Annotated in this window: 14 protein-coding genes; 8 read left to right on the forward strand and 6 right to left on the reverse strand. The window is 69.0% G+C overall.

The genetic code is table 11. The features are described 5' to 3' along the window. Positions 1-7: 7 nt before the first annotated feature. The 3 genes from AB0J16_RS56510 to AB0J16_RS56520 form a co-directional block, all read right to left on the reverse strand. Complete coding sequence (locus tag AB0J16_RS56510; RefSeq protein WP_358556723.1) at positions 8-595, reverse strand: DUF305 domain-containing protein; 588 nt, start codon at positions 593-595, stop codon at positions 8-10. 182 nt (positions 596-777) lie between these two features. Further along, on the reverse strand, positions 778-1,428 hold the full coding sequence (locus tag AB0J16_RS56515; protein WP_358556726.1) for a DUF305 domain-containing protein: 651 nt from the start codon (positions 1,426-1,428) through the stop codon (positions 778-780). 83 nt (positions 1,429-1,511) lie between these two features. Then, positions 1,512-1,952: a hypothetical protein gene (locus AB0J16_RS56520; RefSeq protein ID WP_358556729.1), complete on the reverse strand. Its 441-nt coding sequence runs from the start codon at positions 1,950-1,952 to the stop codon at positions 1,512-1,514. A 175-nt stretch (positions 1,953-2,127) separates the two neighbouring features. Between AB0J16_RS56520 and AB0J16_RS56525 the strand changes: the two genes are divergently transcribed. Together AB0J16_RS56525 and AB0J16_RS56530 are read left to right on the forward strand one after the other, a co-directional pair. Further along, entirely contained in the window at positions 2,128-2,766 is a 639-nt protein-coding gene (locus tag AB0J16_RS56525) for an MFS transporter (RefSeq protein WP_358556732.1), read from the forward strand. Positions 2,767-3,005: 239 nt separating this feature from the next. After that, positions 3,006-3,980, forward strand: coding sequence for an NlpC/P60 family protein (locus AB0J16_RS56530; RefSeq protein WP_358556734.1), 975 nt, complete (start codon positions 3,006-3,008; stop codon positions 3,978-3,980). A gap of 29 nt (positions 3,981-4,009) precedes the next feature. Here the strand turns inward: AB0J16_RS56530 and AB0J16_RS56535 are convergent, their stop codons facing one another. Next, entirely contained in the window at positions 4,010-4,636 is a 627-nt protein-coding gene (locus tag AB0J16_RS56535) for a TetR family transcriptional regulator (RefSeq protein WP_358556737.1), read from the reverse strand. Between the two features lie 101 nt (positions 4,637-4,737). On the opposite strand from AB0J16_RS56535, the gene AB0J16_RS56540 reads away from it, so the two are divergent. Then, complete coding sequence (locus AB0J16_RS56540; protein ID WP_358556740.1) at positions 4,738-5,607, forward strand: alpha/beta hydrolase fold domain-containing protein; 870 nt, start codon at positions 4,738-4,740, stop codon at positions 5,605-5,607. Then, positions 5,604-6,500 carry a mycothiol conjugate amidase Mca gene (gene mca, locus AB0J16_RS56545; protein ID WP_358556743.1) on the forward strand — a complete coding sequence of 299 codons (897 nt, stop codon included), beginning with the start codon at positions 5,604-5,606 and terminating at the stop codon, positions 6,498-6,500. The genes AB0J16_RS56540 and mca overlap by 4 nt, the downstream gene beginning before the upstream one ends. A gap of 104 nt (positions 6,501-6,604) precedes the next feature. On the opposite strand, the gene AB0J16_RS56550 is transcribed toward mca, so the two are convergent. Then, positions 6,605-7,309 (reverse strand): universal stress protein, encoded by a 705-nt coding sequence (locus AB0J16_RS56550; RefSeq protein WP_358556745.1) that lies wholly within the window; start codon positions 7,307-7,309, stop codon positions 6,605-6,607. 107 nt (positions 7,310-7,416) lie between these two features. Between AB0J16_RS56550 and AB0J16_RS56555 the strand changes: the two genes are divergently transcribed. From AB0J16_RS56555 to AB0J16_RS56565, 3 genes are all read left to right on the forward strand, one after another. Next, entirely contained in the window at positions 7,417-10,008 is a 2,592-nt protein-coding gene (locus AB0J16_RS56555; protein ID WP_358556748.1) for a GNAT family N-acetyltransferase, read from the forward strand. A 201-nt stretch (positions 10,009-10,209) separates the two neighbouring features. Continuing rightward, positions 10,210-10,488, forward strand: a complete 279-nt coding sequence (locus AB0J16_RS56560; RefSeq protein WP_358556751.1) for a DUF4342 domain-containing protein — start codon at positions 10,210-10,212, stop codon at positions 10,486-10,488. Positions 10,489-10,532: 44 nt separating this feature from the next. After that, entirely contained in the window at positions 10,533-11,663 is a 1,131-nt protein-coding gene (locus AB0J16_RS56565) for a sodium:calcium antiporter (protein WP_358556754.1), read from the forward strand. Between the two features lie 341 nt (positions 11,664-12,004). Here the strand turns inward: AB0J16_RS56565 and AB0J16_RS56570 are convergent, their stop codons facing one another. Next, positions 12,005-12,157 carry a hypothetical protein gene (locus AB0J16_RS56570; protein ID WP_358556756.1) on the reverse strand — a complete coding sequence of 51 codons (153 nt, stop codon included), beginning with the start codon at positions 12,155-12,157 and terminating at the stop codon, positions 12,005-12,007. Positions 12,158-12,500: 343 nt separating this feature from the next. Between AB0J16_RS56570 and AB0J16_RS56575 the strand changes: the two genes are divergently transcribed. Then, complete coding sequence (locus AB0J16_RS56575) at positions 12,501-14,171, forward strand: hypothetical protein (protein ID WP_358556759.1); 1,671 nt, start codon at positions 12,501-12,503, stop codon at positions 14,169-14,171. The last annotated feature ends 269 nt before the right edge of the window (positions 14,172-14,440 follow it).

Genomic DNA, 14,440 nt, shown 5'->3' on the forward strand with positions numbered 1-14,440 from the left:
CGTGGCGCTATTGGAGCCGCGCGAGGATCTTCTGCATCTGTTCCACTTCGGCCTGCTGCCCGGTCTCGATCGTGTCGGCGAGCCGCTTCGCCTCCTGGTTCTTCCCGCGTTCCCGCTCGGTGCGGGCCATGGTGATCGCGCCCTTGTGGTGAGCGATCATCATCTGGAGGAATGCCTTGTCGAAGGCGGAGCCCTTGGCGTCTTCCAGCTTCTTCATGTCCTCCGCGGACATCATCCCGGGCATGCCATGCCCCATACCCTGGTCCATGCCGCCGGACGGCAGCGGCTTGCCCCAGTCGGTGAGCCAGCCCTTCATGGTCTGGATCTCCGGGTCCTGAGCCGCCTTGATCTTCGCCGACAGCTCCTTGACCTCCTTGTCGGAGGCCCGCGTCTCGGCCAGCTCGGCCATCTCCACCGCCTGCTGGTGGTGCGGGATCATCATCTGCGCGAACATCACGTCCGCGTCGTTGAATCCGGCTCCCGGCTGTGCGCTCGTCGTCGGTGTCACGGCCGCCGGCACGACGTTGGGAAGGGCGGACGTGCTCCGGCCCGCCGTCATGCCGCCGCAGGCAGCGAGCAGGAGCGCTCCCGTCACCAAGGAAACGCCATTCGTGACCGCTGGTTTGGTGATCATCCCCGCTGAACCCCCCGATCGCAGGACATCAACCTGTGAGGAGGGGCTCCTACCCTGCCTAGAGGGGGCTCTCACCAGCGCGTTTCGCCCCGGCGACGAGCCTGGCCGGCTGCCCGGCGACCGGGCAGCCGGCACTGGCCGCCCTAGAGCCGGTCGAGGATCTTCTTCATCTGTTCCACTTCGGCCTGCTGGCCGGTCTCGATGGCCTTGGCCAGCTCCTTCGCCTGAGGGTTGGAACCCTGGGACTGCTCGGTGCGGGCCATGTCGATCGCGCCGTTGTGGTGGGCGATCATCAGCTCGGCGAACCGCTTGTCGAAGGCGGAGCCCTTGGCGTCTTCCAGCTTCTTCATGTCCTCCGCGGACATCATCCCGGGCATGCCATGCCCCATACCCTGGTCCATGCCGCCGGACGGCAGCGGCTTGCCCCAGTCGGTGAGCCAGCCCTTCATGGTCTGGATCTCCGGGTCCTGAGCCGCCTTGATCTTCGCCGACAGCTCCTTGACCTCCTTGTCGGAGGCCCGCGTCTCGGCCAGCTCGGCCATCTCGACCGCCTGCTGGTGGTGCGGGATCATCATCTGCGCGAACATCACGTCCGCGTCGTTGAACGTCGCCGCCGCCTGAGCAGTCTCCTGAGCACTCGCTTGAGCGCTCGCCGACGTGGCGGCCGGAGCGCTGGACATGGTGGACATGTCCTTTCCGTCCATCGAGGCGCTGTCCGTACCACCGCACGCGGCCAGCAGGATCAGCGCGGCACCCGAGGTGGCGACGACGGCGGAGAATTTCCCGATATTCATGAATATGGTGGTCTCTCTGAAGATTGACGTACATGGCTGATACCTCCCGGACGACCCTGGGGATCGTCCGCAGATGGATCGGCCTATGTACGCATCACCGAGAGCCCGGCGAGGGTAGGGGCCAGGCGACGTGGCGGCGACCTGGCCACTCCGCCCACCCATGGCTTCCTGGCGGCCATCGCTCCTGACCACGGCCGCATGCCGGCCCAGATCGCCGCGATCAACAACGCGACGATCAAGGGCAGCACGGCCAGGCACACATCGGTCGGATCCAGCCAGACCGAGCTCCCGGAGCCCAGCAAGGGCCCGCTGAGCACACCGACGAGCTCGGTCCCGCTCTCCGGCATCGCCTTCTCAGAAGTCTCCGTATGAGCCGGAGCGTACGAGCTGAAGGGCGAGGAGGTCTCACCGTGATGCGAGGCCAGATGCCCGATCGTGTGCATGCCCCAGACGCCCAGTACGAGCATCACCGGCAACAGCCATCGCGGGCAGAGAAGCAACGACCAGCGGGCCGATCCGCCCATGCGCCCCTCCTCCCCCGCACGCTGCTCAGTACTTGAGACCCGAGCGTGCGATCACACGCCGACTCGCTTCAACTATCACTCATAGTACTGCGCTCCCGGGCAGCGGAAGGCATATGCCTTGTTGTTCAGGCCGACAGCGCACCGCTCTTCACGTCGCCACCGCGGCTATGCGGCTATGCGGCTATGGCAGCACTCTTTCCAGGAAAGCCTCGGCTTCTTCCAGGAGAGCCTGTCCTGGGTCTTCAACGCCTACGTCGTCGCCGGCATCGCCCCCGAGGTGTGGGTCGAGCTGACCGGCCGCGCCGTCCAGGGAATCGGCGCGGCATTGATCGCCCCCTCCGCGCTCACCCTGCTCATGATGCTCTTCGGCCACGACCCCAAGGAGCTCACCAAGGCCCTGGCTCTGTACAGCGCCGCGGCCCCGGCGGGCGGCACCGCGGGAGTGTTCCTCGGCGGCCTCATCACCGAATATCCGAGCTGGCCCTGGGTCTTCTACATCAACATCCCCATCGCGCTCGTCGCACTGCTGGCCACCGGCCCACTGATGCCCGCCGCCCAAGCCCAGCGCGGCTCCATCGACGTGACCGGCGCGCTCACCGTCACCGCCGGTCTCGGCGCCGCGGTCTACGCCATCGTCCGGGCGCCCGAGATCGGCTGGGGTTCCGCGCAGACCTGGCTCGTGCCGGCCGGCGCCGTGGCTCTGCTGGCCGCCTCCGTCGCCATCCAGGCCCGCCGCCGCGAACCGCTCATGCGGCTGTCGATCTTCCGCACCCCTACCGCCGTACACGCCGAGCCCGCCACCACCCGCCGGTGACCTACCGCGGGCAAAGGAGAGTGACACCCAACACCGCGCCCGCCTCCTATGCTCTGGGAGCCGGGCGCGCCTTCTTGTCCCTGGACGGCACGCTTATCTCCCTATGAGATGACATCCGCTAGGCCAGATAGTATGTTCCGCCGACGAGAGCAATCACTGCGAACAGGCCAACCGGCCCTCCACCTTCTGTACTATTGCGCCCCAGGTTTGGAGTTTTACGAGGAGGCATCGTAGTGGCCGTGCCGACAAGGCTTGGGCAGACAGCTATGGCGGCGGCACTGGCCTCGGCCGTATTGCTTTCCAACCCCGGCGGTGCCGCCGCCGCGCCTCCGTCGCCCGCCAAGGCCAGGGCCAAGCTGGTGAAGCTGAACGAGCGGGCGGACGACCTGGTCGAGCGGCACAACCAGGCCACGGAGGCGTACAAGTCGGCCAAGAAGAAGTACGACGCTCTCAACGCCGAGATCGGCCGCAAGGATGATCGAGTCGCCACACTGCGCAGAGACCTCGTCACGGCGGCCGTCGGCGACTACCAGACCGGCCCGTTGACCTGGCAACGATTCGCTTTCCAGAACAGCCCGGAAACGACTCTGAGCAGCATGGCCTCTCTGGACCAGATCGCGCAGGACAGGGCCGCGAAGGTCCTCGCCTTCGAGGCGACCACCAAGGACCTGCGCGACAGCCGCGCCGCGGCCAAACGCGTCCTGGCGGATGCCGACACGGCGCGCGACAAAGTACGCGGCGAGAAGGAGCAGGTGGAAAAGCTCGTCAAGGAGCAGACCAAGCTGCTGCGCCGACTGGGCGCCTTCAAGACCGGCGACCCCAACAGCACGGGCATCCCGTACACCGGACCAGCCTCCGGCAACGCCCGCCTGGCGCTCCAGTTCGCCTTCGCCCAGATCGGCAAGCCCTACCAGTACGGCGCCGTAGGGCCGGGCTCCTACGACTGCTCCAGCCTCACCCAGGCCGCCTGGCGTAGCGCGGGAGTCGAGATCCCGCGCACCACGTACACCCAATGGAGCTGGGGCGCCAGCCGCCACGTCCCCCTCGACGCGTTGCAGCCCGGCGACTTGCTCTTCAGCAAGGGACTGGGGCACATGGGCATGTACGCGGGTAACGGGAAGATGGTCCACGCACCTCAGACGGGCGACGTCGTCAAGGTGGTCGATCTCGACGACTACTGGCGCAACCGCCTGCTCGGCGCCGTTCGCCCCTGACGGAGCTCAGCCCACGGGCTTGCGTGGCCTCAGCGCGTCGCGTAGTCGGCCAGGGAGGTTTCCAGCAGTCCGAACACCTGGTGGGCTGAGCGGGTCACTGTGGAGGCGACCTGGCGGTTGCTCCGCCCCTGCCTCGTGAGATCCATGATGTGCTCGAACAGGGTCCGGTGGGCGGCACCGAGCAGGGCTGCCGCCGCGCGGGCCGTGAGGTCGCCGGGGGCGGACGCGGTATCGGTGGCGAGGACTTGGGCAAGGGCGTCTTCGCGCTGGTCGTGCAGGTCACGCAGCCGGGCGGTAAGGGTGGGGCTGTCGCTGATCATGCGGGCGAAGCCCTGACTGGAGAAGCCGATGACGGCATCGTGCCGCTCCACCCCGGCAAGGAACTCGCGACGCAGGGCGGCCAGCGCGGACTCGCCCGCCGACCGGTCGGCGACGGTGCGGGCCAGACCGGCGGCGAACGTCTCGTGATAGTCGAGGGCCAGGTCTTCCTTGCGGGGGAAGTAGTTGGTGACGGTCATCTTGGCCACCTCGGCGGCGGCCGCGATCTCGGTGATGGTCACCGCCTCGAAGCCGCGCTCGATGAACAGTCTCGTCGCGGCATTGGAGATCACCTGCCGCGTCTGCTGCTTCTTGAGCTCGCGAAGTCCCGTGGCCATGACACCACATCCTCTCATAGGCCGATCATAAATCGATGCTTGACACATTTTTATGTCGATCCTAAGTTTATGTCTCACCCAAGCAACGCGGGAGAGAATCCTTGAACATCCCCGCAGGTTCCGACGAGACCGCAGCGGTCATGGCGCAGATGCGCGCGCTGGCAGCAGGGACGCCGGAGCCGCCCATGGACGCCGATTTCACTGCGGCGCTTCCGCGCATGCAGGAGGCCGCCGGGCAGTGGGTGAACACCTCTGGGCGTTCGGCGGCGGAGGCCGGTATCACGCTGTACATCCACGGCGGCGGCTTCGCGCACACCGAACCCCTGATGGAACGGCTCATGGCCGGCCACCTGTCCAAGGCGACAGGCCGGCCGGTCTTCGCGGTGGACTACCGGCTCGCCCCTGCCCACCCCTACCCGGCGGCGCTCGACGACGTGACGGCCGTCTACAGCAGGCTGCTCGATCAGGGCGTACCGGAGTCCCGGATCGTCCTGTTCGGTGAGTCGGCAGGCGGCACCCTCGCCCTGTCGGCGCTGCTGGCACTCAAGGAGAGCGCAGCCCCGATGCCGGCCGCGGTGATCGCGGTGTCCCCCTTGACCGATCTGACCCTGTCCAGCCCGTCGCTGGACACCAACGACGAACGAGACATGATCAATCGGGCGGTACTGAAGGGCGTCACCACCCAATACCTGGCAGGAGCGCGACCGGATCTGGCGCCTCAATCCCCCCTGTACGGCTACCTTCGTGGCCTGCCGGCCCTTCTGCTGATAGCCGGTTCCGCGGAGGTGCTGCTCGACGATGCCCGGCGCTTCGCGGCAGCCGCCTCGGCAGCGGGAACAGCGGTCACCCTCGATGTCTACGAGGGCATGCCCCATGTCTTCCACCTGGCGATGTTGCCGGGCGTACCCCTTCCCACCACGACCACGTTCCTCCGCCGCCTGGCGGAGTGGACCGAAGAAAGGCAGCGATGAGCCCAGAAGAGCCTCTTCGCCTGATGAGCGTGCACGCCCACCCTGACGACGAGTCGAGCAAGGGCGCGGCGACACTCGCCAAGTACGCCGCGGAGGGTGTGGACGTCCTGGTGGTCACCTGTACGGGCGGGGAGCGCGGCGACGTGCTGAACCCCGCGATGGACCGACCCGGCGTACGGGAGAACCTGACCGAGATCCGGCGGGCCGAGATGGCGGCGGCCAGGGAGATCCTGGGCGTCCGGCAGCACTTCCTGGGCTTCATCGATTCGGGCCTGCCCGCGGCCGGTGAGCCGCTGCCGGACGGCTGCTTCGCCCTCCAGCCGCTGGAGGAGGCGGCCGGGCGGCTGGTGGCGTTGATCCGCGAATTCCGCCCGCACGTGATCGTGACCTACGACGAGACCGGCGGATACCCACACCCCGACCACATCAAGACGCACCAGGTGACCGTGGCGGCCTTCGACGCTGGTCGCCACTCGGGAACGGGCGAACACTGGCAGCCGCTCAAGCTCTACTATCTGGGCACCCTGTCGCGAGCCTGGTTCCAAGCCATGCACGATGCCCTGACAGCGCGCGGGATCGACTCGGGAATGGAGGCCGTGCTGGCAGAGCTCCCGACCGACGCCCCCGCCCTGGAGATCACTACCCGCATTGCCTGCTCGGAGTACTTCGAGGCCCGGGACCGGGCGTTGCTCGCCCACGCCACGCAGATCGACCCCGCTGGCGGATTCATGCTCCACGATCGAGATGTGGAGCGGGAGGTATGGCCTGTCGAGGACTATCACCTCGCTCGGTCCCACGTCGACGGCACGCTTCCCGAAGACGACCTGTTCGCCGGCCTGCGGCCGGTCACGAGTGACACTCTGCTCGACCACATTCGATCCGGCCCGCGGTGACGACCACGTCCCGAACGCGGGCCCCTCCGGGCCGCGGCGTCTTCAGGCCCGAGACGAATTCCTCCAGCCTGGCCGGTCTGCCAGGCCCGCTTCAACAGGACGGTTCAGGCTTGGCCCACCACCGCCACCGGGCAAGGCGCGTGCTGGAGGAGGTAGCCGGCGGCGCCGTGACGCATGGCTCCTGTGCGTCCGATGACCACCAACGTGGCGTGGCCGGCGGCGTCGTACGGCTGAACGCGCACGCCGGGATGGCGCGCCGCCCACTGGGAGAGGTCGCCCGGGGAGGCGATCGGGAGCCGGCGCAGCGCGGCTTCGCCGAAGGCGAAGTCCAGCACGGCCGCCTCCGGATCCTTGCTGGTCACGACGACCGGGCCGGGCCGGGCCGACGCGGGCAGCGGACCCGGGCCGCGTACGACGATGACCGGACAGTCGGCGTGGGCGGCGACGTACCCGGCGACCGAACCGACCACCGCCCGGGGCAACGCGCTCAGGCCGCGGGAGCCGACCACGATGAGGGCGGCGGCGTCGGAGAGCTCGACGAGGCGCTGCGCGGCGGCCCCTTCGTGCAGATCGGTGTCGACGCGCACGCCCGAGCTGGTGGAGCGGGCGCACTCGGCACCGTGCCACAGAACGTGCTCGGCGGCCTTGCGCAGGTGGGCCTTGGCGTCCTCGTCCGCCTCACCGTAGGGCCACTGCCAGGCATGGGCGACGGTCAGCGGCAGCCGCCTGAGCTCTGCCTCGTCCAGCGCCCAGTCCAGGGCCTGCATGGAGAAGTCCGAGCCGTCGTAGCCGAGCACGATCTCGTTCATACCGCCAGCCTGACGCGTGCGCGGGCCGGCGGGTAGGGACCTTGGTCCCGCGGGCGGAGGCCGTACGGCACTGCCTGCCGCGCCGATCGCCCGACAGCCTCGAAGGTATGACCGACGGATATGACGTCTTGCTGCGCGACGGCGGGATCGCCCACGTGCGACCGCTGCGGACCGACGATCGCCAGGCGCTGCACAAGCTGGTGGACCGCTCGTCCGAACGCTCGGCCTACCTGCGCTTCTTCACCGGCGGCCGGAACACCGCGCACTCCTACATGGATCGCCTCACCAGCGACAAGTACGAGGGCCACGCCCTGGTGGCCGCCTTCCGGGGCCGGCTCGTGGCGGTCGCCGAGTACATCCCCATCCGCGACGGCAGCGCCGACCTGGCCATCCTCATCGACGACGCCGTGCACGGCCATGGGCTCGGCACGCTGCTGCTGGAGCACGTGGCCCTGGACGCCGCCACGCACGGCGTGCGCGAGCTGATCGCGGACGTACTGGCCGAGAACCAGCCGATGATCAAGGTGCTGCGCGACCTCGGCCTGGACCTGACACAGCGCTTCGACGGCGGCATGCTGCACCTGGCCATCGCCGCCGAGCCGACCGCGCGGCTGCGCGCGGGCATCGAGGCCCGCGACCACGAGGCGGAACGCGCCTCCCTGGCCCGGGTGCTGGCCCCCCGCTCCGTGGCGGTGATCGGCGCCGGCCGAGATGAGCGGGCCGTCGGTCACAAGGTGCTGCGCAACCTCATCGACGGGGGCTTCGAGGGCCCGATCCACCCGGTCAATCCGAACGCGACCGAGGTGGCCGGGCTGACCTGCCACGCCACGGTGCCCGACGGTGTGGACCTGGCGGTCGTGGCGGTGCCCGCCCGGCACGTGCTTCAGGTGGCCCGCGACTGCGCGAACGCCGGTGTGGCCGGACTGGTGGTGCTCACGTCGGGGTTCGCCGAGGCCGGGCAGCGCGAACTGGAGTCGCGGCTGGTGCGCGTCTGCCGTACAGCCGGGATGCGGCTGATCGGCCCGAACTGCCTGGGCGTGATCAACACCGCGGCCCACCTGAACGCCAGCTTCCTGCCGCACCATCCGACCCCGGGCCGGGTCGCGCTGGTCTCGCAATCCGGCGCGGTCGGAGCCGCGCTGCTGGAACGGCTGAACGTCTCCTCGTTCGTCTCGGTCGGCAACAAGGCCGACGTCAGCGGCAACGACCTGCTCGAATCCTGGGAGGACGACGACGGCACCGACGTGATCGCGCTGTATCTGGAGTCGTTCGGCAACCCGCGCAAGTTCGCCCGCATCGCCCGCCGGGTAGGCGCGCGCAAGCCGGTGTTGCTGGTCAAGAGCGGTCGCGGCGGCGCGGGAGATCGGGCGGTGCGCTCGCACACCGCCGCCGCGGCCACCCCCGACGTCGCCGTGGACGCCCTGGTCCGCGCCTCGGGGGTGATCCGGCTCGACAGCGTCCATGAGCTGATCGACACCGCCAAACTGCTGTCCGCCCAGCCCCTCCCCCAAGGCCGCCGGGTGGCGATCGTCGGCAACTCGGGCGGTCCTCAGGCGATGGCCGCCGACGCCTGCGAGCAGCAGGGACTGGTCGTTCCCGAACTGCCGCCCGGCCTGCTGCGGGCCCGTGCCGCCGCCGCGCTGGGCAACCCGGTGGACCTGACCGCGGACGCGAGCGCCGAGGAGATCGGCGCCGCCGTCGCGGCGCTGGCCGCCTCGCCGGAGGTGGACGTGGTCCTGGCCGTGTACACCCCACCGTTCGGCTCAGGGCTCGAGCAGACTCGGCAGGCTCTCTCCATCGCCGCGAAGGGGGCGGGCAAGACCGTGCTGGCCTGCGTCGTCGGCCATGACGCTCTGATCGACGGCCACCTGCCCAGCTACGCCTTCCCCGAGCAGGCCGTGCAAGCGCTCGCGCACGCCGTACGCTACGCCGAGTGGCGCGAGCGTCCCGCCGAGCCGGCACCCGCTTCCTTCCGCGTGCACGAGCGGACGGCGCGGCAGCTCGTACAACAGGAGCTGTCAGCCCACCCGGACGGCAGGTGGCTGTCCCCCGCGACCACCGCCCGGCTGCTCGACTGCTACGGCATCACGATGGTGGAATCGATCGAGGTGGACGGCCCCGAGGCCGCCGCGGCGGCGAGCGAGCGCATCGGGCCGCCCGTCGTCCTCAAGGCAGTCGGCCCGGTGCACAAGAGCGACATCGGCGGCGTCCGCCTCGGCCTCCGAACCGCGGAGGAGGTGCGACAGGCGTACCACGAAATGTCCGCGCGCATCGGCCCGCAGATGACCGGCGCGACCGTGCAGCGCATGCTGCCGGGCGGTGTCGAAATCATCATCGGCGGCGTCAACTACCCGGCCTTCGGCCCGCTGGCCATGGTCGGCATGGGCGGCGTCATGGCCGACCTGCTGGCCGATCGCGCGTTCCGGGTGCCGCCGGTCACCGACCCTCTCGGTATGATCGCCGAGCTGCGCTGCGCCCCGCTGCTGCACGGCTACCGTGGCTCGCCTCCGGTGGACGTGGAGGCCCTGGCCGACCAGCTCGTACGAGTGGGCAGGCTGCTGGAAGACCTGCCCCAGATCGCCGAGCTCGACCTCAACCCTCTCATCGTCGGCTCCGACGGCGCCACCACGGTCGACGCCCGCATCAGGGTGGCACCCTGCGAGCCACCGCCATCACTGCTCCTGCGGCGCCTGCGCTGACCGAACGACCGCCCTCAGCCGGGACTTCCGGCCCTACCCGCCGCGACCGCTACCACCCCCGTTTCCGTCACCCCGAAGGCCGGCCGGAAGGCCGAAGGCGGCACCCCCGCCGAGGCGCATACCGGCGGGCATGACGGGCCCTTCGCCTCCTGCCCGCACACATCCTGAAAGCGAAGCCGATCAGAAGGGAGAACAGCAGAGATGACCGTCACAAAGGAAGAGGTCAAGGTCCGCAGCACGGAGCTCGCCGACAAGATCAAGACGGTGATCCACGAAGGCAACGTCCGCCGGATCATCCTCAAGGACTCTTACGGCCACACCGTGATGGAGATCCCCGTGACCGTCGGCGTCGCGGCGCTCATCGTCGCCCCCGTCGTCTCGGCCGTCGCCGCGCTGACCGCCTTAGCCGCCGAATGGACCATCCAGATCCACCGCGATCCCGACCACGTACAGGACGAGCCGCCGCTTCCACCGGTGTGAACGCTGACAGGGAGGGCCGGGAAAGCGCGACGAGATCGCCCAGCATGGGCGAGTCCGGCCGGCTCGGCCACGGACTCCATGACTACCGGGACAGCACACCGTCACCCTGGCTGGGATGGTTCTGGCGGGGCGCGCACAACGCTGTTACCGTCGAAGACGGAGCGCCGGGAAGTCTGGTCGGCAACGTCATAACGGACCGGCTTCATGGAGGCGCCCATGCTCGGCATACCTGCCGTTCTGATCGTCGGGATTCTCAGCGTGACCGGGCTCGTGATGCTCGCCATCGCCGCCGATCACCTGGTGCTGGGCTCAGGGCGGCTGGCCGAGCGGCTCGGCATCCCCCGGTCATCGTCGGCGTCGTCGTCATCGGATTCGGCACCAGCGCGCCTGAACTGGTGGTGGCCGGTACGGCGACCGCACAAGGGCACGCCGAGCTGGCGGCGGCGAGCCTGGTCGGCTCCAACATCATCAACCTTACGGTGATCCTCGGCGCGGGGGCGCTCACCGCAGGTCTTGCCGTACGTTCCTCGGTGCTGCGGCGCGAGGCGCCACTGTCACTGGCCGCGGTCACGGTGTTCGCCATCGCCCTGCTGTACGGGCTGGGCCCGCCGGCAGGTCTCGCCTTGACCGTGGCACTGATCGGCGCGGCAATCTTGCTGGTACGGTTCGGCCGCTCCGCCTCCCGCGACATCCTGGCCGCCGAAACCGACAACTACCTCGAAGCAACCGTGCGCCCCCGCCTCTTACCGGAGACGGTCCGGACGATACTCGGACTGGGCGGAACGCTCCTGGGCGCGCAGTTACTTGTGGCCAACGCCTCGGAGCTGGCCATCCGGATGGGCCTCTCGGCGCAGATCGTGGGATTCACCCTGGTCGCGCTCGGCACCTCGCTGCCGGAGTTGGTCACCTCCATCCAAGCCCAGCGCCGGGGCGACAGCGACCTGCTGGTGGGGAATCTGCTCGGCAGCAATCTGATCAACAGCCTCGCCGGCGGGGCGATCATCGGCCTTACCATGGGCGGCCAGGCATTGACGATGGCAGCGCCCCTTGTCGCCGCGATGGTGAGCGTCAGCGGCATCGCCTGGGCACTGCTGGCCCGCGGCAAACGGCTTGATCGAGCGGAGGCGTACCTGTTGCTGGTCGTGTATCTCGCGCTGCTCCCGCTGATCTCATAGCGGAGGGGTACGTCGGCCTCGGTGCGCCGGCAGGTCGTGCAATCGCACCGGCGGCAGCCCGCTCGCACACACCAGCTTGTGGAAGCCACCTCCCCACGCCGCAGCCCGCGCAGGGCCACCAGCCACCACAGCACGAACAGCGAATCCTCCCGCGCGAAGCGCAGAAAGGCAGCCATCAGCAGCGCAGGCGGGCGATGTAGCCGGGGCCTGCCGGGTCGCGTTCCAGAGCTTCCAGGGTCCACGCCGACTCGGCGACGGCGGCTGCGAGTTCGTCCGGCGTCGCGAGCCAGTACTCGAACCACGGCGTCGTCGTCGCGCCGTCTCATACCCAGGATACGCAACTATCCGCGAGCCCGCCCGCGGCGAAGATTCCAGGTGTGGTAGTCGGCCTGGTCGGCGCCGCCGTCGCCGGGGTCCATGTCCCAGCCGATCAGCTGTGGCCCGGGCAGGCCACCGCAGCACGGCGCCGCCAGGACCTCCGGCGCCGGCGCCAAGCCGCCCAGCAGGCCAAAGTAGGCACGTAAGGAATGTTGGCTGGCCTGCAGACATATGCTCCGGAGGCGACATCGCGCCGACGATAACGATGGACCTCGGATGGCACCCGATCCCTGCCGAGAGGGGCAACTCGTTAGATGGGTGGCCGAGAAGACGATGGATGCACCTCTCACGGCGCACCCACACCGTGCCCATCGCGGTCAGGACCTTGTCGGCGACGCCCCGTACGAGGTCCGCCTGAGGCGGCGGGCGATGGGACCACCTTCTCCGAGGCCGCTCTGGACGACGATGATCCAATATGCGAACATACGTTCGACAAGCATCCTTAAGAATGGAGTGCATGTGCGCCTCTCAAGCTCTGGCCGTGCTCCTCTTTCCCACCGATTAGTCGCCCTGGCTGGGTCCCTGTTCCTGGCAGCGGTCCTGCTCGTCGCTCAGACACCCGCCGCCTCGGCCGCCGACACCGTCACCGACCTCGGCGTCGCCGCCGACAGGGGCGGCGACGTGGTGGCGCAGAGCGGCAAAATCTTCGTCGCCGCCGACGATCGGATCGTGGTCACCAAAAGCGACGGCGCGCTCATCGACACGATCAGCGGCCTGTCCGGTGCCGTGGCCCTGTCCGTGGCGGACAACGGCAGGAAGGTGTACGCGGCTCTGCGCGATTCGCATGAAGTGATCGAGATCGACATCGCAACGCTCGCCATCACCAAGCGGATCGACCTCACCGCCTACCCGTGCCCGTCCACGCTGGCCCAGTCGTACGAGCGGCTGTGGGTCGGATATGGGTGCGGCCAAGCGGGGGAAGGAGGCGTCGTCGCCCTCGAGCTGTGGAGGCCGACACCCACCCTCGTCCCGGTCGGGCCAGGCACGACGCAGCCTCCGCTGGTCGCCGTCGCCGGAAGCACTCTGGTGGCGGGAGAGCCGGGAGCCGACCCCGCCTCGATCAGGGTGTATGACGTCAGCATCACCCCGGCCACCCCGCGCGGCGAGATCCGCGCTGACACGTCCCTGCGGGACCTCGCCCTCGCCGACTACGGGTCAGCGGCGCTGTCGGCGCTGGCCGACACCCACCGGTTCGACGCCTGGGACACGACGACCAACGCCAAGGCACGCGCCTACGACAGCGGCGAGCTGAGCGAGCACGGCCTCCCCACCGCCGTCGCGGCCAGCCCGAACGGCGCCTACGTCGTGGGCGGCTGGAACTCCTCCGCAGGCGACGCGGCGGAGCTCGTGGTGTACGACCCGGCCACGGCGGAGGTGATCTACTCAGCCGACCACCAGGGCAAGGCGCTGGTGGCGGGCAGCATCGCCTTCTACGGCGTACTCACCTATGCGGTGCTGAAGGAGCCTGACACCGGGCGGATGCACCTCTGGCGGCTGCCGCATTCGCCTTACCACGCCTCCACCCTGACCATGACGGCTCCCTCCGAGGCGACCGCGCTCAAGCAGCTGACCTTCAGCGGGCGGCTCACGCTGAGTACCGGCGCGCTGCCCGGCGTGCAGACGCTTGAGCTGTACCGCTGGCTCCCCGACGGCACCTCCCGGCCCTTCCAGGAAGTCACCACGGAGGCGGACGGCACGTACCAGTTCACCGATACCGCACCGAAGTGGGGGTCGTACGAATATCGGTTGTACTGGCCGGGCAACTCATGGTTCAGGGGCAGCGGCGCCTCGGCCATCGTCGAGGTGGGCCTGTACCAGCCGGTGCTCACGGTGACCGGCCCGGCCACCGGCGTCGTCGGCGAGCGACTCGAATTCAACGGAACGTTCGCCGCCGACGGCATCACCTTCCCGCTCACCATTGTCACGGTCGTACGCAACGTCTCCAACCCCGATGGCACTACCTCGAAAGCCCTGGCCAAGATGACTGCCGCTGCCGACGGATCGTTCAGCTTCGCTGACACGCCGACGACGGCCGGCAAGCACACGTACGTCATCCAGCTGGTGGGGAACTCGACAATCGAGCCGGCGAAGACCACCCACGTGGTCGTCGTCTCCCAGCCCCCCGCGTAACCTTCCGGCGAGGTGACGGCGATCCGAATCGCCGTCACCCATGTCGTTGGGCACGCCGAACCACGGAACTCAGCCCGCTTGCCTGGGTCTTCCTGCCACGACGTGCACTTCGTAGTAGTCGCCGGGCGCGCGCTCCGGTCGGATGGTCAGTTCCCGGGGCTCGGACACCGGGGCGGATTCGGTGTGCGCGGGGTTGCGGGGCCTCGGCCTTTCCCCAGATGTTCTCACAAACATTTCCCAGAATCCTTCACCCCCCGTGCTGACGCTGA

It is taken from the genome of Nonomuraea sp. NPDC049750, from assembly GCF_040659625.1.
In the GTDB taxonomy this organism is placed as follows: Bacteria; Actinomycetota; Actinomycetes; order Streptosporangiales; family Streptosporangiaceae; genus Nonomuraea.

Coding starts and splice junctions, on each gene's coding strand:
- AB0J16_RS56520 (WP_358556729.1), bottom strand. CDS start 1,952: ATGGGCGGATCGGCCCGCTGGTCGTTGCTTCTCTGCCCGCGATGGCTG.
- AB0J16_RS56565 (WP_358556754.1), top strand. CDS start 10,533: ATGGGCGAGTCCGGCCGGCTCGGCCACGGACTCCATGACTACCGGGAC.
- AB0J16_RS56550 (WP_358556745.1), bottom strand. CDS start 7,309: ATGAACGAGATCGTGCTCGGCTACGACGGCTCGGACTTCTCCATGCAG.
- AB0J16_RS56560 (WP_358556751.1), top strand. CDS start 10,210: ATGACCGTCACAAAGGAAGAGGTCAAGGTCCGCAGCACGGAGCTCGCC.
- mca (WP_358556743.1), top strand. CDS start 5,604: ATGAGCCCAGAAGAGCCTCTTCGCCTGATGAGCGTGCACGCCCACCCT.
- AB0J16_RS56535 (WP_358556737.1), bottom strand. CDS start 4,636: ATGGCCACGGGACTTCGCGAGCTCAAGAAGCAGCAGACGCGGCAGGTG.
- AB0J16_RS56515 (WP_358556726.1), bottom strand. CDS start 1,428: ATGAATATCGGGAAATTCTCCGCCGTCGTCGCCACCTCGGGTGCCGCG.
- AB0J16_RS56555 (WP_358556748.1), top strand. CDS start 7,417: ATGACCGACGGATATGACGTCTTGCTGCGCGACGGCGGGATCGCCCAC.
- AB0J16_RS56525 (WP_358556732.1), top strand. CDS start 2,128: ATGCGGCTATGGCAGCACTCTTTCCAGGAAAGCCTCGGCTTCTTCCAG.